General features: G+C 70.6%; 19 protein-coding genes. 1 reads left to right on the top strand and 18 read right to left on the bottom strand.

The features are described 5' to 3' along the window. Positions 1-35: 35 nt before the first annotated feature. Positions 36-644, bottom strand: coding sequence for a signal peptidase II (gene lspA / locus ACGFZS_RS04400; RefSeq protein ID WP_393793829.1), 609 nt, complete (start codon positions 642-644; stop codon positions 36-38). Between the two features lie 67 nt (positions 645-711). Further along, entirely contained in the window at positions 712-1476 is a 765-nt protein-coding gene (locus ACGFZS_RS04395; RefSeq protein ID WP_393793828.1) for a TraR/DksA family transcriptional regulator, read from the bottom strand. A gap of 593 nt (positions 1477-2069) precedes the next feature. Between ACGFZS_RS04395 and ileS the strand changes: the two genes are divergently transcribed. Then, the gene (ileS, locus tag ACGFZS_RS04390; protein WP_393793827.1) at positions 2070-5207 is read left to right on the top strand and encodes an isoleucine--tRNA ligase; all 3138 of its coding nucleotides are present in this window, start codon (positions 2070-2072) and stop codon (positions 5205-5207) included. 216 nt (positions 5208-5423) lie between these two features. On the opposite strand, the gene ACGFZS_RS04385 is transcribed toward ileS, so the two are convergent. From ACGFZS_RS04385 to rsmH, 16 genes are all read right to left on the bottom strand, one after another. After that, entirely contained in the window at positions 5424-6731 is a 1308-nt protein-coding gene (locus ACGFZS_RS04385) for a DivIVA domain-containing protein (protein ID WP_393793826.1), read from the bottom strand. Positions 6732-6787: 56 nt separating this feature from the next. Beyond that, on the bottom strand, positions 6788-7072 hold the full coding sequence (locus tag ACGFZS_RS04380) for a YggT family protein (RefSeq protein ID WP_355707926.1): 285 nt from the start codon (positions 7070-7072) through the stop codon (positions 6788-6790). 50 nt (positions 7073-7122) lie between these two features. Further along, positions 7123-7764 (bottom strand): cell division protein SepF, encoded by a 642-nt coding sequence (locus tag ACGFZS_RS04375; RefSeq protein ID WP_355707924.1) that lies wholly within the window; start codon positions 7762-7764, stop codon positions 7123-7125. A 126-nt stretch (positions 7765-7890) separates the two neighbouring features. After that, positions 7891-8610 (bottom strand): YggS family pyridoxal phosphate-dependent enzyme, encoded by a 720-nt coding sequence (locus tag ACGFZS_RS04370; protein WP_393793825.1) that lies wholly within the window; start codon positions 8608-8610, stop codon positions 7891-7893. Positions 8611-8616: 6 nt separating this feature from the next. Then, positions 8617-9345, bottom strand: coding sequence for a peptidoglycan editing factor PgeF (gene pgeF / locus ACGFZS_RS04365; protein ID WP_393793824.1), 729 nt, complete (start codon positions 9343-9345; stop codon positions 8617-8619). A 10-nt stretch (positions 9346-9355) separates the two neighbouring features. Beyond that, positions 9356-10552 (bottom strand): cell division protein FtsZ, encoded by a 1197-nt coding sequence (ftsZ, locus tag ACGFZS_RS04360; RefSeq protein ID WP_365680370.1) that lies wholly within the window; start codon positions 10550-10552, stop codon positions 9356-9358. Positions 10553-10832: 280 nt separating this feature from the next. After that, positions 10833-11630, bottom strand: coding sequence for a cell division protein FtsQ/DivIB (locus tag ACGFZS_RS04355; RefSeq protein WP_393794116.1), 798 nt, complete (start codon positions 11628-11630; stop codon positions 10833-10835). A 29-nt stretch (positions 11631-11659) separates the two neighbouring features. Then, the gene (gene murG / locus ACGFZS_RS04350) at positions 11660-12748 is read right to left on the bottom strand and encodes an undecaprenyldiphospho-muramoylpentapeptide beta-N-acetylglucosaminyltransferase (protein ID WP_365680368.1); all 1089 of its coding nucleotides are present in this window, start codon (positions 12746-12748) and stop codon (positions 11660-11662) included. A gap of 6 nt (positions 12749-12754) precedes the next feature. Then, positions 12755-14110 (bottom strand): putative lipid II flippase FtsW, encoded by a 1356-nt coding sequence (gene ftsW, locus ACGFZS_RS04345; protein ID WP_365680366.1) that lies wholly within the window; start codon positions 14108-14110, stop codon positions 12755-12757. 66 nt (positions 14111-14176) lie between these two features. Further along, positions 14177-15610: a UDP-N-acetylmuramoyl-L-alanine--D-glutamate ligase gene (gene murD / locus ACGFZS_RS04340; RefSeq protein WP_393793823.1), complete on the bottom strand. Its 1434-nt coding sequence runs from the start codon at positions 15608-15610 to the stop codon at positions 14177-14179. Then, the gene (gene mraY / locus ACGFZS_RS04335) at positions 15592-16662 is read right to left on the bottom strand and encodes a phospho-N-acetylmuramoyl-pentapeptide-transferase (RefSeq protein WP_355708256.1); all 1071 of its coding nucleotides are present in this window, start codon (positions 16660-16662) and stop codon (positions 15592-15594) included. Before mraY ends, murD begins: the two co-directional genes overlap by 19 nt. Next, the gene (gene murF / locus ACGFZS_RS04330; RefSeq protein ID WP_393793822.1) at positions 16662-18089 is read right to left on the bottom strand and encodes a UDP-N-acetylmuramoyl-tripeptide--D-alanyl-D-alanine ligase; all 1428 of its coding nucleotides are present in this window, start codon (positions 18087-18089) and stop codon (positions 16662-16664) included. The genes mraY and murF overlap by 1 nt, the downstream gene beginning before the upstream one ends. A 28-nt stretch (positions 18090-18117) precedes the next feature. Then, on the bottom strand, positions 18118-19782 hold the full coding sequence (locus ACGFZS_RS04325) for a UDP-N-acetylmuramoyl-L-alanyl-D-glutamate--2,6-diaminopimelate ligase (protein WP_393793821.1): 1665 nt from the start codon (positions 19780-19782) through the stop codon (positions 18118-18120). Between the two features lie 67 nt (positions 19783-19849). Beyond that, entirely contained in the window at positions 19850-21841 is a 1992-nt protein-coding gene (locus ACGFZS_RS04320; RefSeq protein ID WP_393793820.1) for a penicillin-binding transpeptidase domain-containing protein, read from the bottom strand. 5 nt (positions 21842-21846) lie between these two features. After that, positions 21847-22386 carry a septum formation initiator family protein gene (locus ACGFZS_RS04315; protein ID WP_393793819.1) on the bottom strand — a complete coding sequence of 180 codons (540 nt, stop codon included), beginning with the start codon at positions 22384-22386 and terminating at the stop codon, positions 21847-21849. A gap of 42 nt (positions 22387-22428) precedes the next feature. Beyond that, complete coding sequence (gene rsmH, locus ACGFZS_RS04310; protein ID WP_365680353.1) at positions 22429-23385, bottom strand: 16S rRNA (cytosine(1402)-N(4))-methyltransferase RsmH; 957 nt, start codon at positions 23383-23385, stop codon at positions 22429-22431. Between the last annotated feature and the right edge of the window lie 214 nt (positions 23386-23599).

Raw genomic sequence — 23599 nt, 5'->3', positions numbered from 1 at the left:
CTCGGACAGCCCCGTACGCGCGGCCTCGCGGCCCCTCAGTCCTTGTGGACGGTTCCGTCGGGGTCCAGGCCCCGGAAGGAGAGCAGCACGATCAGGATGCCACCGCAGACGATCGCCGAGTCGGCCAGGTTGAACACCGCGAAGCCCTTGGGTGCGATGAAGTCGACGACCTGGCCCTCGAAGATCCCCGGCGAGCGGAAGATCCGGTCGGTGAGGTTGCCGAGCGCACCGCCGAGCAGCAGGCCGAGGGCGACCGCCCAGGGGAAGCTGTAGAGCTTGCGCGCCAGCCGGAAGATCACCACGATCACGGCCGCGGCGATCACCGTGAAGATGATCGTGAAGGCACCGCCGAAGCCGAAGGCCGCGCCGGGGTTGCGGATCGCGTGGAACTCCAGCCAGTCGCCGATGACCTCGATCGGCGCGTGGTGCTCCAGCTTCGCGACCACGATCATCTTGCTGACCAGGTCGAGGGCGTACGCGAAGGCGGCCACGGCGAACAGCACGGCGATGCGGCGCCCGCGCCCGGGCCGCCGCTCGTCCGTGACCGGCCGCTGCTCCGCGGCGGAAGCGTCGGGCGTCGCCGTCTGCTCGCCGCCGTCGTCCGGGGTGCCCGGCGTACCGATGATGCGCTCCGCCTCTGCCACGTGAGTCCCTCAACCTAGGTGCCTGCCTCGGGACGAGACTACGGCACGCCCCAGGCGACACCGATGCTCAGTAGCGGCGTTCCTGTTTCTGCTTGCACTCCACGCACAGCGTCGCCCTCGGGAAGGCCTGCATCCGGGCCTTGCCGATGGGGTTGCCGCAGTTCTCGCAGAGGCCGTAGGTGCCCGCGTCCAGCTTCTCCAGGGCGCGCTCGGTCTGTTCGAGCATCTCGCGCGCGTTGGCGGCCAGCGCCAGTTCGTGCTCGCGCGTGATGTTCTTCGTGCCGGTGTCGGCCTGGTCGTCACCCGCGCCGTCCCCGGAGTCCCGCATCAGACCGACCAGGGCGCTGTCGGAGGCCTCCAGCTCGGCACGCAGCCGCATCGCCTCGGCCATCAGCTCGGTGCGCGCCTCCTCGACCTCCTCCGACGTCCACGGGTCCTCGCCCGGACGCACCGCGAGCTCGCCCGGAGCCGCCGTGGCGACCCGCGCCTTGGGGACGGCGGTCTCCGCCGCCGCAGCGGCCGTGCCAGGGGTCTTCTTCGCAACCACCGTCGTGGCTCCCGTCTGCTTCGCGGCCCGCGCCGCGCCCGCTTTCTTGGCCGTGCTCTTCTTGGCCGTGCTCTTCGCCGCCGCGGCCGCCTTCTTCACCGGCGTCTTCTTTGCGGCCGCTTTCTTGGCAGCGCCCTTCTCACCTGGCGCTTTCTTGGGAGCATCCGCCGCTTTCGCGTGCGAGTCCTTCTTTCCGCCAGCCTCCTGACGGTCCCCGTCGGAGGCGGCCGCGCCCCTGGTCCGGCCGGACGCCGACTGCTGTACGGCGGTCTTCTTCGCCACCATGGCCGCGGCCCCTTCACATATTGTGATCTTGCACGCGAATCGTGCTGGGACGATAAATCGACTCCAGTCCCGCGGCAACGGGGCACGCCGCCCGATCCGCCTGCCCCGCACCCCCCACGCAGCAGGTATGCATGCGTTGTGCCCAGCTCCCCGCGCGGTAATCCGTCGAGCCGGACATCCCAGGATGCGAACACGCGTACCTCGCCATTCGGGTCATCTCGGCAGGTGGACGGCCCGTCGCCGCGGGGGCCGGGAAAACGGGTCGGCCGCTGTCCGTGCGGAGCCGTACACTGGGCGGAGCGAGAAGCGTGGATGGGGACGAGTAGCGGCGTACGCAGCCCAGAGCGACCCGGGGACGGTGGGAGCCCGGGGGCGAGCGCGACGCGAAGATCACCCCGGAGCCGCCGGAGGAACGCCCCGCGAGGGTCAGTAGAACCGGCTTCGCGACCCCAATGAGGGGGCTCACCGGCGCGTACGGCGTCCGGGGAGCCAAGGAGGGTGGTACCGCGGGAGCGCGCCGCACACGGCGTACGGAAGACAGAGCTCTCGTCCCTCCGACGGAAGGCAGCAAGTCCGTTGGAGGAAGCTCGCAGATGACAGCGCCGACGTACCGCCAGGTGCCCGCACAGGTCGACCTGCCCGCCCTTGAGCACGCCGTGCTCGACTTCTGGCGCGACCAGAAGATCTTCGCCAAGACCCTGGAGCAGTCCGAGGGCCGCCCCGAGTGGGTGTTCTACGAGGGCCCGCCCACCGCCAACGGCATGCCCGGCGCCCACCACATCGAGGCGCGCGTCTTCAAGGACGTCTTCCCCCGCTTCCGCACCATGCGCGGCTACCACGTCGGCCGCAAGGCCGGCTGGGACTGCCACGGCCTGCCCGTGGAGCTCGCGGTCGAGAAGGAGCTGGGCTTCAGCGGCAAGCCGGAGATCGAGGCGTACGGCATCGCCGAGTTCAACGAGAAGTGCCGCGCGTCCGTCCTGCGGCACACCGACGCGTTCTCCGCGCTGACGACCCGCATGGGCTACTGGGTCGACCTGGACGACGCCTACGTGACCATGGACCCCGAGTACATCGAGTCGGTCTGGTGGTCGCTCAAGGAGATCTTCGGCAAGGGGCTGCTGGTCCAGGACCACCGCGTCGCCCCCTGGTGTCCGCGCTGCGGCACCGGCCTGTCCGACCACGAGCTGGCGCAGGGCTACGAGACGGTCGTCGACCCCTCCGTGTACGTCCGTTTCCCGCTCACCTCCGGTCCGCTCGCCGGCCAGGCCGCGCTCCTGGTGTGGACGACCACGCCGTGGACCCTGGTGTCCAACACGGCGGTCGCCGCGCACCCCGAGGTCACCTACGTCGTCGCCACCGACGGCCAGGAGCAGCTCGTCGTCGCCGAGCCGCTTCTCGCCAAGGCGCTCGGCGAGGGCTGGGAGACCACGGGCCAGACCTTCACCGGCGCCGAAATGGAGCGCTGGACCTATCAACGTCCGTTCGAGCTGGTGGAGTTCCCGGAACCGGCTCATTACGTCGTGAACGCCGAATACGTCACGACCGAGGACGGTACGGGTCTGGTCCACCAGTCCCCCGCCTTCGGTGAGGACGACCTCAAGGTCTGCCGCGCCTACGGCCTGCCGGTGGTCAACCCGGTCCGCCCGGACGGCACCTTCGAGGAGGACGTGCCGCTGGTCGGCGGCGTCTTCTTCAAGAAGGCCGACGAACGGCTCACCGAGGACCTGGCGCAGCGCGGCCTCCTCTTCAAGCACCTGCCGTACGAACACAGCTACCCGCACTGCTGGCGTTGCCACACCGCGCTGCTGTACTACGCGCAGCCGTCCTGGTACATCCGCACCACGGCGATCAAGGACCGCCTCCTCGCGGAGAACGAGAAGACGAACTGGTTCCCGGAGACGGTCAAGCACGGCCGCTACGGGGACTGGCTGGACAACAACATCGACTGGGCGCTGTCCCGCAACCGCTACTGGGGCACCCCGCTGCCGATCTGGCGCTGCGAGGACGACCACCTCACCGTGATCGGCTCCCGCGCGGAGCTCACCGAGCTGACCGGCACCGACCAGTCGGGCCTGGACCCGCACCGCCCGTTCATCGACGACGTCACCTTCGCGTGCCCCGAGTGCGCGAAGACGGCCACGCGCGTGCCGGAGGTCATCGACGCCTGGTACGACTCGGGTTCGATGCCGTTCGCGCAGTGGGGCTACCCGCACAAGAACAAGGAGCTGTTCGAGAGCCGCTACCCGGCGCAGTTCATCTCCGAGGCCATCGACCAGACCCGCGGCTGGTTCTACACGCTGATGGCGGTCGGCACGCTGGTCTTCGACAAGTCCTCGTACGAGAACGTGGTCTGCCTCGGCCACATCCTCGCCGAGGACGGCCGCAAGATGTCCAAGCACCTGGGCAACACCCTGGAGCCGATCCCGCTGATGGACCGTCACGGGGCGGACGCGGTGCGCTGGTTCATGGCGGCCGGCGGCTCGCCGTGGGCGGCCCGCCGGGTGGGTCACGGCACCATCCAGGAGGTCGTCCGCAAGACGCTGCTGACGTACTGGAACACGGTGGCCTTCCAGGCGCTGTACGCCCGTACGTCGAACTGGGCGCCGTCCGCGGCGGACCCGGCCCCGGCCGACCGCCCGGTCCTGGACCGCTGGCTGCTCTCCGAACTGCACGCGCTCACCGACCAGGTGACGCAGTCCCTGGAGGCGTACGACACCCAGCGGGCCGGCAAGCTGCTGTCCGCGTTCGTCGACGACCTGTCCAACTGGTACGTCCGCCGTTCGCGCCGCCGCTTCTGGCAGGGCGACAAGGCCGCGCTGCGCACGCTGCACGAGGTCGTGGAGACCGTCACCCGGCTGATGGCCCCGCTGACCCCGTTCATCACCGAGCGGGTCTGGCAGGACCTGGTCGTGCCGGTGACCCCGGGCGCCCCGGAGTCGGTGCACCTGTCGTCCTGGCCGGAGGCGGACCTGTCCGCGATCGACCCGGAGCTGTCGAAGCAGATGGTCCTGGTACGACGGCTCGTGGAGCTCGGCCGCGCCACCCGCGCGGAGTCGGGCGTCAAGACCCGGCAGCCGCTGTCCCGGGCGCTGGTCGCGGCCGTCGGTTTCGACGCGCTCGACCGGGAGCTGCACGCGCAGATCACCGACGAGCTGAACGTCTCCTCGCTGGCGTCGCTGTCCGAGGTGGGCGGCTCGCTGGTGGACACCACGGCTAAGGCGAACTTCCGGGCGCTGGGCAAGCGGTTCGGCAAGCGGGTGCAGGACGTGGCGAAGGCGGTCGCCGCGGCGGACGCGGCCGCGCTGTCGCTGGCGCTGCGCGAGGGCACGGCGACGGTGGAGGTCGACGGCGAGACGGTGACGCTGGCGCCGGACGAGGTGATCATCACGGAGACGCCTCGTGAGGGCTGGTCGGTGGCGTCCGACTCGGGTGCCACGGTCGCCCTCGACCTGGAGATCACCGAGGAGCTGCGGCAGGCGGGCCTCGCCCGGGACGCGATCCGGCTGATCCAGGAGGCGCGCAAGAACAGCGGGCTGGATGTGGCCGACCGCATCGCACTGCGGTGGGTGTCGACGGACCCGGCGGTGATCGCGGCGCTGGCGGAGCACGCCTCGCTGATCGCCGACGAGGTGCTGGCGACCGACTTCTCCCAGGGCGAGGCGGATGACACCTACGGCTCTCCCTTCACCGACGAAGGGCTCTCGCTGACGTTCCGCCTGCGCAAGGCGTAGCCCCCGGCCTGATCGAGAAGGGGCCCGGTCTCCGGAGTGGAGACCGGGCCCCTTTCGTATGCGCGGGTCGGTGCAGGTGCCGTGCGCGGTTCCCCGCGCCCCTTCAAAGACAGGATGTATGCGCAACCCGCGTAAACAGGGCGGGGCCCCGGATCGGAATCCGGGGCCCCGCCCTGTGGTGCTCTGCCGACGGCTACGCGCGCTACGCGCCCGCCGTCAGTTGTCGTCCTCGTCGATGAGGAAGCCGCGCATCGGGGACGGCGCCTGGCCCATCGGGGAGGGGCCCTGCGGGCGTACCGGTGCCATCGGCTGGGTCATCGCCGGTGTCATCTGCTGCTGGCCGCCGTAGGACGGGGCAGCGGGGGACGGGGCGCCCATCGACGGACCGCCCATCGACGGGTTGCCGCCGTAGGACGGGGCGCTCGCGCCGGCCGGGGCCATGGAGGGCGCCGGGGACGGCGGGAGGGAGGCCGTGGCCGGGGTGCGCGGCGGGGCCAGGGAGTCGTCGGCCTGGGTCTCCAGCTGACGCAGCTGGGACTCGAGGTACGACTTCAGACGCGTGCGGTACTCGCGCTCGAAGCCGCGCAGGTCCTCGACCTTGCGCTCCAGCGTGGCGCGCGCGGACTCCAGGGAGCCCATGGCGACGCGGTGCTTCTCCTGCGCGTCCCGCTCCAGCGCGTCCGCCTTGGCGCGGGCGTCGCGCTCCAGGCCCTCGGCGCGGCTGCGGGCCTCGCCGACGATCTTGTTGGCCTCGGAGCGGGCCTCGGCGATCGCCTGGTCGGCGGTCTGCTGGGCCAGCGAGAGGACACGGGCGGCGCTGTCGCCACCGGGGCCCTGACCGGGGCCGCCCATCGGACCGCCCATGGGGCCGCCCATCGGGCCACCCATCTGCTGCTGCATGGGGGGCTGGCCGCCCATCGGACCCGGGCCCATGCCCTGGCCCATCGGACCGGGACCCTGTCCCATGCCCTGACCCATGGGGCCCTGACCCATCGGTCCCTGACCCATCGGACCCTGACCCATGGGGCCCTGACCCATCGGACCGGGACCCTGCGGACCGCCCTGGCCACTGGGACCGGCCGGCAGCTGCGGGGCGCCGCTCGGCAGCTGCGGGGGACCGCCCATGGGGCCACCCATCTGCTGCTGCGGCGGGCCCGATATGCCGGCGGGCACCGGAGCGCCGGGGCCTCGCATGCCCTGCTGCGGCATCCCCTGCTGGGGCATACCGCCCTGCTGCGGCATCCCCTGCGGAGGCATGCCACCCTGCTGCGGCATCCCCTGCTGGGGCATGCCGCCCTGCTGGTCCTGCGGCTCCGGAGGCTTGCGCATGTTCTGCTGGTTCTGGGCAGCCGCGCGCGTGGCCGCGGCCAGTTTGGCGCGCAGGTCCTCGTTCTCGCGGAGCAGGCGCGTCAGTTCGGCTTCGACCTCATCGAGGAAGGCATCGACCTCGTCCTCGTCATAGCCTTCTCGGAGGCGGACGGTCGTGAACTGCTTGTTCCGCACGTCCTCGGGGGTCAACGGCATCTCTTCACCTCAACGTAGTCGTCGGCGTTCGGCAAGACGGTAGGTCACATCGCTCATCACAGCCGACCAACGATCGCGATCAGGATGTAGACGATGATCATCAGTACGAAGAAGGACAGGTCGAGCGCCACGCCCCCGAGACGCAGCGGCGGGATGAACCGCCGCAGAAGCTTGAGCGGTGGATCGGTGACAGTGTAGGTGGCCTCAAGTACGACCACCATCGCCTTGCCGGGTTGCCATGAGCGGGCGAACTGGAACACGTAGTCCATGACCAACCGGAACAGCAGCACGATGAGGAAGCACATCAGCGCGATGCGAATCACATCCAGGAACACGCTCATGATCCGTGCTTCCCTCTCCCCTGTTCCATGCCCTGTACCGGTGGTGTGTCTCAGCTCTGGTTGAAGAACCCGCCCTCTGCGATGCGGGCCTTGTCCTCCGCCGTGACATCGACGTTAGCAGGAGACAACAGGAACACCTTCTGCGTCACCCGCTCGATGCTTCCGTGAAGACCAAACACCAAACCGGCCGCAAAGTCGACAAGTCGCTTCGCGTCTGTGTCATCCATCTCAGTCAGATTCATGATCACCGGGGTGCCCTCGCGGAAGTGTTCCCCGATGGTACGGGCCTCGTTGTAGGTCCGCGGGTGAAGCGTGGTGATCCGGTAAGGCTCTCGTTCCGACACGACCTTGGGCATGATCACCGGTGCGTTCTTCTCCAGGCTTGCGCGTTCTTGTGTGATGGACGCCACGGGAGCGATGCGCGCCGGGCGGCCGGATTCCGCGGGTAGCGAAGCGGAATGCGACACCGGTTCGCGCGGTGGCGACGGTTGCACCACTCGTACCGAATCGTCCCTTTGGGACTGATGTGCGCCGTGGGACTGGTGTGACGGCTCGTGCCGTCGATGGTCCCGCTCCGGCTCCGGGTCCAGTTCGGGCTCGAAGTCGTCGTCGGGGTCGAATCCGCGGCCGTCGTACCCATCGTCCTCCACGAGGCCGAGGTAGACCGCCATCTTGCGCATCGCGCCGGCCATGCTCTGAGTCCTCCGCTCTGTGGTGGATCCGTGACGACTGCCAAGTCCCGCGATCCACGTGGCCATTGCGCCCGCCTTGGGCCGCATTGACCATATTTTCTGCTGTGGTCCGACTTCCTGGCGACGTTACCCGAGCCTGGGGCGGACTCCGAGTACCGCAGTGCCGACGCGTACATGTGTCGCCCCGGCCGCCACTGCCTCCTCGAGGTCCGCACTCATCCCTGCGGAGACCATGTTCGCAGTCGGATGGGCTCGGCGCAGGTCAGTCGACAAATCCATCAACCGATCGAACGCCGCACGTTGGCGCCCCGCGTACTCCCCGGTGAGCGGAGCGACGGTCATCAGTCCGTCGAGCCGCAGCCCCGGCGAGCCGGCGACGAGGTCGCCCAACTCTTCGATTCCGCCCGGCGCCACGCCACCGCGCTCGCCCCGCTCGCTCGCACCCGCGTCGAGCGCGACCTGGAGGAGGCACCCCACCTCGCGCCCGGCCCGCACCGCCTCCCTGGACAGTGCCCCGACGAGCCTGGAACGGTCGACGGACTGCACGAGGTCCGCGTAACCCACCACGGATCGCACCTTGTTGGTCTGCAATTGACCAACAAAATGCCAGGTGAGGGGCAGATCCACACATTCGGCGGCCTTGGGAGCCGCGTCCTGGTCCCGGTTCTCGGCGACCTGGCGCACACCGAGTCCGGACAGGATCCGCACATCGCTCGCCGGGTAGGTCTTGGTGACCACGATCAGGGTCACCTCTTCACGCTTGCGCCCGGCCGCCGCGCAGGCGGCGGCGATGCGCTCCTCCACTTTCGCCAGGTTCGCGGCGAGTTCGGTCTTACGGTCCGTCATGCCCCATCAGTCCAGCCACACATAGCCCGCGAGCCGCCCGGTGGTGCGGTCGCGGCGGTACGAGAAGTGATCAGCCGACTCCCGCGTGCACACCGGCGACTGCACTCGGTCGTGCACCCCGGCGCGCGCCAGCTGTGCGTGCACTCCGGCGCTCACGTCGACCGCCGGTGTGCCCCAGCTGGTTTCGGCGTGCGCCGCCGGCTCGACGGCGGCCACCTCGGCGCGCATCGCCTCCGGCACCTCGTAGCACCGGCCACAGACGGCGGGACCGGTGCGGGCGACGATCCGGGCCGGGTCGGCGCCGAGTTCCGTCATGGCGCGTACGGCGGCGGGAACGACTCCGGCGACCATGCCGGGCCGGCCCGCGTGGGCGGCGGCCACCACTCCGGCGACCGGGTCGGCGAGCAGGACCGGGGTGCAGTCGGCGGTGAGTACCGCGAGGGCGAGCCCCCGCCGCGCGGTGACGACCGCGTCCGCCTCCGGCACCGGCCGCTTTCCCCAGGGACCGTCCACGACGGCCACCTCGGCGGAGTGCACCTGGTTCATCCAGACCACGTCCGCCGGATCGAGGCCGAACGACTTGGCGGCGACGTCCCGGTTGGTCCGTACCGCCTCGGGGTCGTCGCCGACCGCCCCGCCCAGGTTGAGCTGCTCGTACGGAGCGGCGCTCACCCCGCCCCACCGGTCGGTGAAAGCGAAGTGCGCGCCGCTCACGGTCTCGCGCTGTCCTATCACGTCGTAAGGATCACTTGAGGAAGTCCGGTACGTCCAGTTCCTCGGCCGCGCTGTCCGAGTAGGAACGCGACGGCGGGACCGGCGGGGCGACCGGGATGTCGGCGACCGGCTCGGGCGCCGGCTCCGGCTCCTCCTTGGGGGTCACGCTGCCGAGCGAGCCGAAGGACGGGCGGGACTCGGGCTGCCGTACCGGAGTCGGCTCGTCGCGGCGGGTGGAGGCCGAGGAGGAGCCGAGCACGTTGTCCCGGCGGGCCGGGGGCTGGCCCCCGTCGAAGCCGGCCGCGATGACGGTGACCCGGACCTCGTCGCCCAGGGCGTCGTCGATGACCGCGCCGAAGATGATGTTGGCCTCGGGGTGGGCGGCCTCGCTGACCAGCTGGGCGGCCTCGTTGATCTCGAACAGGCCGAGGTCGGAGCCGCCGGAGATGGAGAGCAGCACGCCTCGGGCGCCGTCGATGGAGGCCTCCAGGAGCGGCGAGGAGATCGCCATCTCGGCGGCGGCCACCGCGCGGTCGTCGCCACGGGCCGAGCCGATGCCCATGAGGGCCGAACCGGCCTCGGACATGACCGACTTCACGTCGGCGAAGTCGAGGTTGATGAGACCGGGCGTGGTGATGAGGTCGGTGATGCCCTGGACACCGGAGAGCAGGACCTGGTCGGCCGACTTGAAGGCGTCGAGCACCGAGACCTGGCGGTCCGAGATGGACAGCAGCCGGTCGTTCGGGATGACGATGAGGGTGTCGACCTCTTCGCGGAGCTCCGCGATGCCGTCCTCGGCCTGGTTGGCCCGGCGCCGTCCCTCGAAGGTGAACGGGCGGGTGACCACGCCGATGGTGAGGGCGCCCAGCGAGCGCGCGATGTTGGCCACGACGGGCGCGCCGCCGGTGCCGGTGCCGCCGCCCTCGCCGGCCGTCACGAAGACCATGTCGGCCCCCTTGAGGACCTCCTCGATCTCCTCGCGGTGGTCCTCGGCGGCCTTGCGGCCGACGGCCGGGTTGGCGCCGGCGCCGAGCCCGCGGGTGAGTTCACGGCCGACGTCGAGCTTGACGTCGGCGTCGCTCATCAACAGCGCCTGCGCGTCGGTGTTGATGGCGATGAACTCGACGCCCTTGAGGCCGACCTCGATCATCCGGTTGATGGCATTGACACCACCGCCGCCGACACCGATGACCTTGATGACTGCGAGGTAGTTCTGCGGTGCTGCCACGTCGAAGGCCTCTCGCCTCGAATTAACGTCGCCGTCCACGAGCGGTGCCCCGCGCGGGGACGGCAGATGCCGAATGGGACGGTCCGTAGCGCCGACCCGAACCCTAAGCCTGAAGTTTAGGGTTACCAGTGTGTCTGTTCCCTGGAGTCTTCTGAACAGGACACTAAGTCGACAAGTGGCGCCCGTTCAACGAACACGCCGAACCTCCCGTTTTTCTTTTCACCCTATGTGATCAGCCATAGCGGTGCCCAACCAGGGTGCTGGCCTGCGCTGATGTGCGTCAACTCGCCGATGACGCGGGGGCGGTGGGAACGCTCACGTCGAAGTGCCGGGCACCGGAAGCGGCTTTCATGAGTGCGGTGAGAGTACGCGCCTTGGCGGCGCCGTTCTCGGCACTCCCCCACTCGACGGTGCGCCTGCCGCTCAACTCCAGCGAGATGTCGTCGTAGGAACGGACCTTGAGGGTCGCGGTGTCCCGGCGGACGGCGGCCGGAATGGCGCCCGCGACCTGGACCGCCTCCCGCACCAGCCGGTCGGTGCCGAAGCGGCGCAGGCTCGCGGTGGCCGAACCCGATCGGGACAGACTCAATTCCAGCGCCGGAACGCCTTTCGGTGCCTGCGAAACCGTCGCGAACCGGACGCCTTCCTTGTCCACTTCGGTGAAGTTTCCGCCCTTTCCGATGAGCAGAACCGGGGTGCGCTCGGTGATTTTCAGCCCGATTCCACGGGGCCAGGAACGGACGACGTCGACCACGTCGATCCGGGGCAGTCTCCGGCGCAGCCGGGCCTCGATGCCGTCCGTGTCCACGGAGATCATCGGAGCCCCGACCGGGACGTCGGCGGCCTCCAGGACCTGCTCCGGCGTCAGAACGGCCGTACCGGACACGGAGACGTGCCGAACGCGCAGCCATGGAGAGCCGTACAACAGCCAGACGGAACCGGATCCGAGGAGCACCACGGCGAGGGCCAGAATGACGATCTTACGAAAGCGGCGGTTGCGCAGCCGCCGAAGGAGCGGCGGGCCGGACGACTCCCGCTGGCGTTCACCGCGTTCGGCGGTGGTGGTCGGTCCGGCCACGCTGCTCACTTGCCTTTCGTCATACAGTCCTAGCGGCTTGAGGCGATCGCCTCGTACACCATGCCGACGAGCAGGTCGTCGGCGTCCCGGCGGCCGAACTCGCTTGCCGCGCGGGACATCTCGTACAGCCGGTGGGGGTCGGCGAGCACGGGCAGGACGTTCTGCTGCACCCACTCCGGGGTGAGCTCCGCGTCGTCGACCAGGAGGCCGCCGCCGGCCTTGACCACCGGCTGGGCGTTCAGGCGCTGTTCGCCGTTGCCGATGGGCAGCGGGACGTAGGCGGCCGGGAGCCCGACGGCGGAGAGTTCGGCGACGGTCATCGCGCCCGCGCGGCAGAGCATCATGTCGGCGGCGGCGTACGCGAGGTCCATCCGGTCCAGGTAACTTACCGGGATATAGGGGGGCATTCCCGGCATCTGGTGCACCTGCGGCAGTTCGTTCTTCGGGCCGACCGCGTGCAGGATCTGGATGCCGGCCTGCTGGAGCCAGGGGGCGACCTGCTGGACGACCTCGTTGAGCCGGCGGGCGCCCTGGGAGCCGCCGGAGACCAGCAGCGTGGGCAGGTTGGGGTCCAGGCCGAAGCGGTGCCGGGCCTCGGGACGGGCGGCGGCCCGGTCCAGGAGGGAGATGGAGCGGCGCAGCGGGATGCCGATGTAACGGGCGTCGCGCAGCTTGCTGTCCGGGGTGGAGACCGCGACGGCGGCCGCGTACCGGGAGCCGATCTTGTTGGCGAGGCCGGGGCGGGCGTTGGCCTCGTGGATCACGATCGGCACGCCGAGGCGCTTGGCGGCGAGGTAGCCGGGCAGGGCGACATAGCCGCCGAAGCCGACGACGCAGTCCGCCTTGGTGCGCTCCAGGACCTGCTCGGCGGCCTTGATGGTGCCGCGCAGCCGGCCGGGGACGGTGATCAGCTCGGGAGTGGGCCTCCGGGGCAGCGGAACCGCCGGGATCAGCGCCAGCTCATAGCCCCGCTGCGGGACGAGCGTGGTCTCCAGGCCGCGTTCCGTGCCCAGGGCCGTGATCCCCACGGTGGGGTCCTGCCTGCGCAGGGCGTCCGCGAGGGCGAGCGCGGGCTCGATGTGGCCGGCGGTCCCCCCACCAGCGAGTACGACATGCACCGAAATTCACCGCTCTCCGGACGAGCGCGCCGCCGAGGCGCGCCGTCGCATCGTGTTCCATCTCCGAGGTCCCCGAGGACCCCCGGCCCCCCGCTTTCTACCAAAGCGAGGTTGCCGCATCGCAAGCGCCGCCCGCGCAGCGGGCTCGTCGCGTGCGAAGGCGATCAGCAGCCCGATGGCGAACATGGTCGGCAGCAGGGCGGAGCCTCCGTAGGAGAACAGCGGGAGGGGGACGCCGGCGATCGGCAGCAGGCCGAGCACCGCACCGATGTTGATCACCGCCTGGGCGGTGATCCAGGTGGTCACGCCTCCCGCGGCGTACCTCACGAAGGGATCCTCCGTGCATCCGGCCACGCGGATACCCGCATAGCCTAGAGCCGCGAAGAGGGCCAGTACCGACAGCGTCCCCGCGAGGCCCAGTTCCTCACCGGTGACGGCGAAGATGAAGTCGGTGTGGGCTTCGGGGAGTTGCCCCCATTTTTCCACACTCGCGCCGAGCCCGGATCCGAAGAGCCCGCCGCTGGCCAGGGCGTAGATGCCGTGCACCGCCTGCCAGCAGTCGGCGACGCCGGTCTTGGGCTCGGTGGCGCCGATGCAGGCGAGCCGGGCCATGCGGTTGGGGCTGGTCTTGATGAGGATCACCCCGAGCACGCCCGCGATGGACAGCACCCCGGCGAACAGCCGGGTCGGCGCCCCCGCCAGCCACAGCAGGCCGAACAGGATCGCCGTCAGGATGATCGCCGTACCCATGTCGCCGCCGAGCATGATCAGCCCGAGCAGCAGGAAGCTGACCGGGACCAGCGGCACCAGCATGTGCTTCCACTGGGTCAGCAGCCGCTTCTCCTGTTTGCGCGCCATCAGGTCGGCGCCCCAGAGCACCAGGGCCAGCTTGCCGAACTCGCTGGGCTGGATCTGGAAGGAGCCGCCCAGGGAGATCCAGTTCTGGTTGCCGTTGACCGACATCCCTATCCCCGGCACCTGCACCAGCGCCATCATGAAGACGGCTCCGGCGAGGATCGGGTAGGCGAGCGCCCGGTGCAGTTTCACCGGCATCCGGGAGGCGACGAGCAGCAGCACGCCGCCGATGCACGCGGCCAGGAACTGTTTACGGAAGAAGAACGAGCCCGGCAGCGACATCTGCAGCGCGGTGATCTGGGACGCCGAGTAGACCATCACCAGACCCAGCACGATGATCAGCAGGCTGCCGCCGAGGATCAGGTAGTAGGCGGTCAGCGGCCGGTCCCAGGCCCGCTGGGCGCGGGTGTAGAGCCGCCGCAGCGGGTTGTCCCGCCGCGAGCGGGAGGCGGCGGGCCTGCGGACCGCTCGCTGTACGGGCGGGCGGCCGGTACGGCTACCGGGCATCAGCGCCTCCGCTGAACGTCGACCGTCCCACGCGTCCCTCCCATGGTCGCCCGGCAGGCGGCCGGGTCAGGCTCCGAGTCCGCGAACAGCCTGGGCGAACGCGTCACCGCGCTTGTTGTAGTTGGCGAACATGTCCATGGAGGCACAGGCGGGGGCGAGGAGCACCGTGTCGCCCTCGACCGCCAGCCGCCGGGCCTCCTGGACCGCCGCGAGCATCGCCCCAGTGTCGGTCCGGTCGAGGTCGACGACGGGTACCTCCGGCGCGTGTCGCGCCAGGGCGTCCCGGATGAGGGCGCGATCGGCGCCGATGAGCACCACCCCGCGAAGCCGCTTCGCCGACTTGGCGACCAGCTCGTCGAAGGTCGCGCCCTTCGCCAGACCGCCCGCGATCCACACGATCGACTCGTACGACGCCAACGAGGCCTCCGCCGCGTGCGTGTTGGTGGCCTTGGAGTCGTCGATGTAGGCGACCCCGTCCACGTCGGCCACGTGCGCGATGCGGTGGGCGTCCGGGGTGAAGGCGCGCAGCCCGTCCCGTACGGCCGTCGGAGGCACCCCGAAGGCCCGCGCGAGGGCCGCCGCCGCCAGGGCGTTGGCGATGTTGTGCGGGGCCGGCGGGTTGACGTCGGAGACCTCGGCCAGCTCCTGGGCGTTCTTGTGCCGGTTCTCGACGAAGGCCCGGTCGACCAGGATGCCGTCCACGACACCGAGTTGGGACGGCCCCGGGGTGCCGAGGGTGAAGCCGATGGCCCGGCACCCCTCCTCCACGTCGGCCTCCCGGACCAGCTCCTCGGTGAGCTTGTCGGCGACGTTGTAGACGCAGGCGACCCGGTTGCCCTCGTAGATACGGCCCTTGTCCTTGGCGTACGCCTCCATGGAGCCGTGCCAGTCCAGGTGGTCCGGGGCGAGGTTGAGCACGGCCGCCGAGTGGGCGCGCAGCGAGGGCGCCCAGTGCAGCTGGTAGCTCGACAGCTCCACCGCCAGGACGTCGTACTCCTCGTCGCCGAGGACCGCGTCGAGCAGCGAGACGCCGATGTTGCCGACGGCGGCCGTGCGCAGGCCGGCGGCCTTCAGGATCGACGCCAGCATCTGGACGGTGGTGGTCTTGCCGTTGGTGCCGGTGACGGCCAGCCAGGGAGCGGCGTCGGGGCCGCGGAGCCGCCAGGCCAGCTCGACATCCCCCCAGATGTCGACGCCGGCCGCGCGGGCCGCCGTGAACAGCGGCTTGTCCGGCTTCCAGCCGGGCGCGGTGACGATCAGCTCGGTGCCCTCGGGCAGGGTGGCGCCGTCACCGAGGCGCACGGTGATGCCGAGCGCCTCCAGCTCCGCGGCCTGTTCACGCGCGCGTGCGTCGTCGCCGTCGTTGACGACCGTGACGATCGCGCCGCGCGCGTGCAGCACCTTCGCGGCCGGGACGCCGGAGACGCCCAGCCCGGCGACGGTGACGTGCTTGCCCTGGAGTTCCGGGGACACCGAGGAGGTCACTTGTCCGCTGCCCATCCCGCATAGAAGAGGCCAAGTCCGACAATCACACAGATACCTTGAATGATCCAGAAGCGGACCACCACAAGTACCTCGGACCAGCCCTTGAGTTCGAAGTGGTGCTGGAGTGGTGCCATCCGGAAGACACGCTTGCCGGTGAGCTTGAAGGAGCCGACCTGGATGACGACCGACATGGTGATGAGGACGAACAGACCGCCCATGATGGCCACGAGGATTTCCGTACGGGACAGGATCGCCAGGCCCGTGAGGACACCGCCGAGCGCCAGCGAACCGGTGTCGCCCATGAAGATCTTGGCCGGCGAGGTGTTCCACCACAGGAAGCCGAGGCAGGAACCCATCAGCGCGGAGGCGATGACCGCGAGGTCCAGCGGATCGCGCACCTCGTAGCAGGCGTTGGGGTTGGTCAGGGTCGTCGCGTTGGCGCAGGACTCCTGGAACTGCCAGACGCCGATGAACGTGTAGGCGCCGAAGACGAGCACCGAGGCGCCGGTGGCCAGGCCGTCCAGACCGTCCGTCAGGTTCACGCCGTTCGACATCGCCAGGATCATGAACAGCGCCCAGACCACGAACAGCACCGGGCCGATGGACCAGCCGAAGTCCGTGATGAACGACAGCTTCGTGGACGCCGGGGTGTTGCCGCGGGCGTCGGCGAACTGCAGCGAGAGCACCGCGAAGGAGATGCCGACGATCAGCTGGCCGGCCATCTTCGCCTTGGCCCTGAGGCCCAGCGAACGCCGCTTGACGATCTTGATGTAGTCGTCCAGGAAGCCGACCAGGCCCATCCCGCACATCAGGCCGAGCACCAGCACACCCGAGTACGTCGGGGTGTAGCCGGTGATCACCTTGGACAGGAAGTAGGCGGCGACCGTCGACAGGATGAAGGCGATACCGCCCATCGTCGGCGTACCGCGCTTGCTGGCGTGCTCGCGCGGGCCGTCGTCACGGATGTACTGCCCGTAGCCCTTGCGGGCGAGGAGCTTGATCAGCAGCGGGGTGCCGATCAGCGTCAGGAAGAGACCGATGACACCCGAGAACAGGATCTGCTTCATCATCGGGCATCAACACCCTCGGCACCGGCCTCCAGGAGCGCCTGCGCAACGCTCTCCAGGCCCACCGAACGTGACGCCTTCACGAGGACGACATCCCCCGGGCGCAACTCGCTGCGCAACAGGTCGACCGCCGCCTGTGCGTCGGACACGTGCACCGACTCCTCACCCCACGAACCCTCGTTATATGCGCCCAGTTGCAGCCAGGAGGCTTCCACCCCCCCGACGGCGACGAGCTTGCCGACATTGAGCCGGACGGCGAGCCGTCCGACCGCGTCGTGCTCGGCGAGCGCCTCGTCCCCGAGCTCGGCCATCTTGCCGAGCACCGCCCACGTGCGTCCCCCCTTGGCCTGTGAGGCTGTGCCCATGGCCGCGAGCGCGCGCAGCGCGGCTCGCATGGACTCGGGGTTGGCGTTGTAGGCGTCGTTGACGATGGTCACGCCGTCCGGGCGCTCGGTGACCTCCATACGCCAGCGGGAGAGGGAGCCAGCCTCGGAGAGCGCGGTGGCGATCTCTTCCGCGGACATGCCCAGCTCATGGGCGACGGCGGCCGCGGCGAGCGCGTTCGACACGTGGTGCTCACCGTACAGGCGCATGGTCACATCGCTTGCACCGGAGGGTGTGTGAAGGCTGAACGCGGGCTGTCCCGTGTCCGTGAGTCGTACGTTCTCGGCCCGTACGTCCGCTTCGGCCGACTCTCCGAAAAGGACCACCTTCGCCTGGGTACGGGAGGCCATGGCCCGCACCAGCGGGTCGTCGGCGTTGAGGATCGCGACCCCGCCGTGCTCGGCGGCCGGCAGCGCCTCCACCAACTCGCCCTTCGCCTGGGCGATCTGCTCCCGGCCGCCGAACTCGCCGATGTGGGCGGTGCCCACGTTGAGGACCAGGCCGATCTTCGGGGGCGTCAGATCCGTCAGGTACCGGATGTGGCCGATGCCGCGGGCCCCCATCTCCAGCACCAGGAACTTCGTCTCCTCGGTGGCGGACAGGGCGGTCAGCGGCAGCCCGATCTCGTTGTTGAACGAGCCGGGCGTGAACACGGTCGGCGCCTTGGTGCGCAGCACCTGGGCGACGAGGTCCTTGGTACTGGTCTTGCCGGCCGAGCCGGTGAGGGCGACGAGGGTCGCGCCGAGCCGTCGTACGACATGACGGGCCAGGGCGCCGAGGGCCCTCTGGACGTCGTCCACGACGATCGCGGGCACGCCGACGGGGCGCGACGCCAGTACGGCGACCGCGCCCTGCCCGACGACCTGGGCCGCGTAGTCGTGGCCGTCGACCCGCTCGCCCACGAAGGCGGCGAACAGGCTGCCCGGTCCCGCCTCGCGGGAGTCCCGGACGACCTCCCCGGTGACCTGGACGGACGGATCCGGTATGTCGTGCGTCTGCCCGCCGACGACTTCTGCGATCTCGGCGAGAGAGAGGGCGATCACAAGTTCATCCCCTGGGTCTTCTGGATTTTCATCCCTGGGTCTTCTGGATGGCTTCGCGGAGGACCTGGCGGTCGTCGAAGGGGCGGATCACGCCGGCGATGTCCTGGCCCTGCTCATGGCCCTTGCCGGCGACCAGCACCGTGTCGCCGGGGTGCGCGCGGGCGACGGCGGCTCGGATCGCGGCGGCCCGGTCCTCGAAGAGGAGCACCTCGCCGCGCTCGTGGGCGGGCACCGAGGCGGCGCCTTCGAGCATGGTCGCGAGGATGGCGAGGGGGTCCTCGGAGCGGGGGTTGTCGGAGGTGAGTACGGCCGTGTCGGCGAGCCGGGCCGCCGCGGCGCCCATCGGGGCCCGCTTGGTGCGGTCACGGTCGCCGCCGCAGCCGAGGACGATCAGCAGCCGGCCCTTGGTGACCTTGCGCAGGGCGCGCAGGACCGACTCGACGGCGTCCGTCTTGTGGGCGTAGTCGACGACCGCGAGGTAGGGCTGTCCGGCGTCCACGCGCTCCAGGCGGCCCGGCACGCCCGGCACGGCGGCGATGCCGTCGGCGGCGGTCTGCGGGTCGAGGCCGGCGGCGGCGAGGGCGACGATCGCGGCGAGGGTGTTCGCCACGTTGAAGGGACCCGGCAGCGGCGACTTGGCGGCGATCCGGACGTCCTCGGGCCCGACGACGGTGAACGTCGAGTCCATCGGGCCGATGTGGACGTCGGTGGCGCGCCAGTCGGCGTCGGGGTGGCCCTCGGCGGAGTAGGTGACGACCGGGACGGAGGCCTCCCGGGCGAGCCGGCGGCCGTACTCGTCGTCGACGTTGACCACACCCCGTCTGCTGCGTTTCGGGGTGAACAGCTGCGCCTTGGCCCGGTAGTAGTCCTCCATGTCGGAGTGGAACTCCATGTGTTCCGGGCTGAGGTTGGTGAAGACGGCGATGTCGAAGACACAGCCGTCGACCCGGCCGAGGACCAGGGCGTGGCTGGAGACCTCCATGGCGACCGCCTCGACGCCGCGCTCGCGCATGACGGCGAACAGCGCCTGGAGGTCGGTGGCCTCGGGGGTGGTGCGCTCGGACTTGATGCGCTCGTCGCCGATGCGCGTCTCGACCGTGCCGATGAGCCCCGTGTTCCGGGTCGACTTCAGGCCACCCTCGACCAGGTAGGCCGTGGTGGTCTTGCCGGACGTGCCGGTGATGCCGAGCTGGAGCAGGTCGCTGCCGGGACGGCCGTAGATGGTGGCCGCGAGTTCGCCCATCCGCGCCCGCGGGTCGTCCACGACCAGGACCGGCAGGCCGGTCGCGGCGGCGCGCTCGGCGCCCGTCGGGTCGGTCAGCACGGCGACCGCGCCGAGGCCGGCGGCCTGGGCGACGAAGTCGGCGCCGTGCAGCCGGGCGCCCGGCAGGGCGGCGTACAGGTCGCCGGGGCGGACCGCGCGCGAGTCATGGGTGATGCCCGTGACCTCGGCGGTGTCGCCCGCGGTGGCCGGCTCGGCGGCACCCAGCTGGTCGGCGAGCTCCGCGAGGGGTGTGGCGGAGATCTGAACCGGCCTGGGCGGCCCCGGATATGTCACGGAAGCGCCCTCCTGGGTGGTTTGGGACTGATCAGCATGTGGCACGGCGGTGAGCGTACCGGGCGCACCCGCCGGGGAGCGAAGTGAGGGGCGCGGGGCGCCGTGGTTCCCGGGATCGGGGGTGATCGTTGTCACGAGCTCGTTCCTGGTGGTCTGTGCGAGAGCGCTGCGGTGCTGATCAGGACTTGTGTCGGGGCTTGTGTCAGGGCTTGTAGTCGACGGGCAGGTCCGCCGCCTTGGCACCGGTCGGCGGGATCTGGAGGGTCTTGAGGGCGAACTCCATCACCTGCTTGTAGATCGGGCCGCAGATCTGGCCGCCGAAGTAGCTGCCGGAGGTGGCGTTCTGGATGGCGCAGTAGACGGTGATGCGGGGGTTGTCCGCGGGCGCGAAGCCGGCGAACGACGAGGTGTAGCCGCGGTACTTGCCGGTGGCCGGATCCACTCGGTTGGCGGTGCCGGTCTTGCCCGCGACGTTGTAGCCGGGGATGGCCGCCTTGGCGCCGGTGCCCTGTTCGTCGTCCACCACGGACTCCAGCATCTCGGCCAGGGTCTTGGCCGTCTTCGCACTGATCACGCGGGTCTTCTGGGGCTGTGCGGCCGGGGTGAAGTTGCCGTCGGCGCCCTTGGTGCCGCGCACCAGGGTCGGGTCGACGCGGACCCCGCCGTTGGCGATCGTCGAGTAGACGGAGGCCGCCTGCATGGCGTTGATGGAGAAGCCCTGGCCGAAAGGAATCGTGTACTGCTGCGAGGTCGACCACTTGTTCGGCGCGGCCAGGATGCCCCTGGTCTCACCGGGGAAGTCGAGCCCGGAGTAGCTGCCGATGCCGAACTTGCGCAGATACGAGTAGAGGACCTGGTTGGCCTGTTCCTGGGTCTTGCCGAGCTGGCCGGTGGCGAGGATGGTGCCGATGTTGCTGGACTTGGCGAGCACGCCGTTGAGCGTGAGGTACCAGGTCGCGTGGTCGACGTCGTCCTTGAAGAGCCGGTCGCCGCGGTGCAGCCGGTTGGGCACCACCACGTGGGTGAGCGGGGTGGCGGCGTTCTCCTCCAGTACGGCCGCCATGGACATCACCTTGGCCGTGGAGCCGGGCTCGTAGGCGTCCTGGAGGGCCGCGTTGCCCATGTCGGCGGAGTCGGCCGTCGACAGGTCGTTCGGGTCGAAGCCGGGCGAGTTGGCCATCGCCAGGATCTGCCCGGTCCTGGTGTCCTGGACGACCACGTAGCCGCGGTCCGCCTTGGACTTCTTGACCTGCTCGGTGATGGCGTTCTGCGCGGCCCACTGGACGTCGCGGTCGATGGTGAGCTCGACGTCGGAGCCGGGCACGGCCGGGGTCTCGGTGGAGCCCGCGGTGGGCACCTCGCGGCCGCCGGACTGGGCGTAGCGGATCTTGCCGTCCTTGCCGGTCAGCTGCTTGTCGAGCTGCTGCTCGATCCCGCCGCCGCCCTTGCCCTCGGCGTTGACCCAGCCCAGTATCCCGGCGGCCAGGTCGCCGTTCGGGTACACGCGCTGGCTGCTGGGGTCGGCGAAGACGCCGGCCAGCACGTTGACGGTGTTGCTGTCGGTCCCGGCCTTGGCGGTGAGCGCGGCCTTCAGGTCCTTGATCTGCTTCCAGACCTGCGGGGTCTGCCGGGTCGCGAGCCGGACGTAGCGCAGGTCCTTGTTCGCGGGCCGCAGCAGCTTGACGAGGGTGGCCTGGTCCTTGCCGAGGATGGGGGCGAGCAGCGCGGCGGCCTGCTCGGGGCCGTCGCCCACCTTGAGCTGCTTGCTGGTGAACATCGTGGGGTCGGCCGTGATGTCGTACGCGTCCTCGCTGATCGCCAGCGCCACGCCGTTGCGGTCGGTGATCCCGCCGCGCTCGGCGGCCAGGGTGTGCACGACGTACCGGTTCAGCTCGGCCTTCGCCGCGTAGGCGCCGGCGTCGACGGCCTGGACCTGGAGGAGGCGTCCGACGAAGACCAGCAGGACGAGGGTCAGGGCGAGGCCGACCATGCGCAGCCGGGGGCGGGGGCTGCCGAGCCGCAGGGCGGGCGCGGCCGGGGAGCGCGGGGTGCTCGGGCGGCGGACCGGGCGGGCGCCGGGCCCGGGGCCGGAGCGGCTGCGGACGGTACCCCTGGGGTCCCGGGGGCGGGGCGGCTTGGCGGGGCCGGGCACGCGGCGGCGCGGCGGCTGCCTGTCTCCAGAAGTGTCGGGCACTTCCGTCACCTGCCGGGGGTCGGGGTCGGGGATGTCACGGGCGTGAGGGCCGGGGTGGGCGTCGGCGCGGGGACCGTCACCGGCGTCCCCGGCGCGGAGGCGGTGGGCGTCGGGGCGGGCGCGGCCGTGGACCGCGTGCCGATGACCTCGGGGGCGGGCGGCACGGTGGTCTGCCGGAGGGCGGCCGGGCTGGGGACGCCCTTCACGGTGCCGTCGGGGCCGAGGAAGGCCGGGTCGCCGCCGGGGACCATGCCGAGCTCGCGGGCCCGGCGCTGGAGGGCGTCAGGGGCGGAGTAGGCGTCGATGTCCCGCTGCAGGGCCTGCTCCTCGTCGGTGAGGTTCTTGGTCTGCTTCTGCAGGTCGTCGAGTCTGAACGAGCCCTCGCTGAGCGCCGAGTTCAGCACCAGCAGGCCGATCAGGCCGCCGCCGAGGAGCACCACGACGAGCAGGACGAACGGGGTGCGGGCGGCCTGGCGGGCACGGCCGGCCGGAAAGAGCCGGGCGAGCCGGGCGGCCCGTCCCTTCAGCTCGGGTTTCCTACTCACGTGTCCTCCGGTGGGTGCCCAGCGTCCCCTCGCTCACACGGCTCATTCAATGGACTCCCTGATCCGCTGGGCCCCACGAAGACGCGCCGGAGCGGCGCGGCGGTTCTCGGCGACCTCTTCCTCGGTGGGAAGTTCGGCACCGCGCGTGAGCAGCTTGAGCCGCGGCTGGTACTGCTCGGGCACGACCGGCAGCCCGGGCGGCGCGGTGGTGGCGGCACCGGCCGCGAACACCTGCTTCACCAGACGGTCTTCGAGCGAGTGGTACGACAGCACCGCGATCCGTCCGCCGACCGCGAGGGCCTGCACGGCGGCCGGGATCGCCCTTTCCAGGACCGAGAGTTCGCCGTTGACCTCGATGCGCAGGGCCTGGAAGGTGCGCTTGGCGGGGTTGCCGCCGGTGCGCTTGGCGGCCTGCGGCAGCGAGTCCCGGATCAGCTCGACGAGCCGGGCGCTGTTGGTGAACGGCTCCTTGGCGCGCTCCCGGACGATCGCCGAGACGATCCGCTTGGCCTGCTTCTCCTCGCCGTACGCGTACAGGATGCGGACGAGGTCGCCGGCCGGGTAGGTGTTGAGGACCTCGGCGGCGCTGATGCCGGTCGTCTGGTCCATGCGCATGTCCAGGGGCGCGTCCTGGGCGTAGGCGAAGCCGCGGTCGGCCTCGTCGAGCTGCATGGAGGAGACCCCGAGGTCGAACAACACGCCCTGCACGCGCGCGATGCCGAGGCGTTCGAGTACCTCGGGGAGCTCGTCGTAGACGGCGTGCACCAGGGTGGCGCGGTCACCGAAGGGGGCGAGCCGCTCGCCGGACAGGCGCAGGGCCTCCTTGTCGCGGTCCAGGGCGACCAGGCGGGCCTCGGGGAAGCGGGTCAGCAGCGCCTCGCTGTGGCCGCCGAGACCGAGGGTGCAGTCGACGACCACGCTTCCGGGCGCCTCCAGGGCGGGTGCCAGCAGATCCAGGCACCGCTGGAGCATCACCGGGACGTGTCGACTCTGGCTCAAGGGGGCCTCTCAGTTCCGGCACGGGGGGACGCACCGCCGGGTCCCCGCCCGCTCGGTACGCGCGCCGCGCACGTGGGGAGACGGCCCGGGCGCCGTGCCGGGGTCTCCAGGGGATTTCACCAGCGGGGAGAGCCTCGCCTCCCGCTTCGCGTCACTTTAGTCCACCGTGTCGCGCGGTCAATCAACCGGCCTGCGCGTCGCGTACGGCATCGCG

It is taken from the genome of Streptomyces sp. NPDC048288 (assembly GCF_043201555.1).
GTDB lineage: Bacteria > Actinomycetota > Actinomycetes > Streptomycetales > Streptomycetaceae > Streptomyces.
Note: the sequence above shows the minus strand (reverse complement) of the source record. Positions and strands in the feature narration are given on the sequence as shown.

What these genes read in the sequence shown, in the direction of transcription:
- ACGFZS_RS04395 (WP_393793828.1), bottom strand. Translation starts at nt 1,476, where the DNA reads ATGGTGGCGAAGAAGACCGCCGTACAGCAGTCGGCGTCCGGCCGGACC.
- ileS (WP_393793827.1), top strand. Translation starts at nt 2,070, where the DNA reads ATGACAGCGCCGACGTACCGCCAGGTGCCCGCACAGGTCGACCTGCCC.
- ACGFZS_RS04385 (WP_393793826.1), bottom strand. Translation starts at nt 6,731, where the DNA reads ATGCCGTTGACCCCCGAGGACGTGCGGAACAAGCAGTTCACGACCGTC.
- ACGFZS_RS04380 (WP_355707926.1), bottom strand. Translation starts at nt 7,072, where the DNA reads ATGAGCGTGTTCCTGGATGTGATTCGCATCGCGCTGATGTGCTTCCTC.
- ACGFZS_RS04375 (WP_355707924.1), bottom strand. Translation starts at nt 7,764, where the DNA reads ATGGCCGGCGCGATGCGCAAGATGGCGGTCTACCTCGGCCTCGTGGAG.
- ACGFZS_RS04370 (WP_393793825.1), bottom strand. Translation starts at nt 8,610, where the DNA reads ATGACGGACCGTAAGACCGAACTCGCCGCGAACCTGGCGAAAGTGGAG.
- ftsW (WP_365680366.1), bottom strand. Translation starts at nt 14,110, where the DNA reads ATGCCCGGTAGCCGTACCGGCCGCCCGCCCGTACAGCGAGCGGTCCGC.
- murD (WP_393793823.1), bottom strand. Translation starts at nt 15,610, where the DNA reads ATGGGCAGCGGACAAGTGACCTCCTCGGTGTCCCCGGAACTCCAGGGC.
- mraY (WP_355708256.1), bottom strand. Translation starts at nt 16,662, where the DNA reads ATGAAGCAGATCCTGTTCTCGGGTGTCATCGGTCTCTTCCTGACGCTG.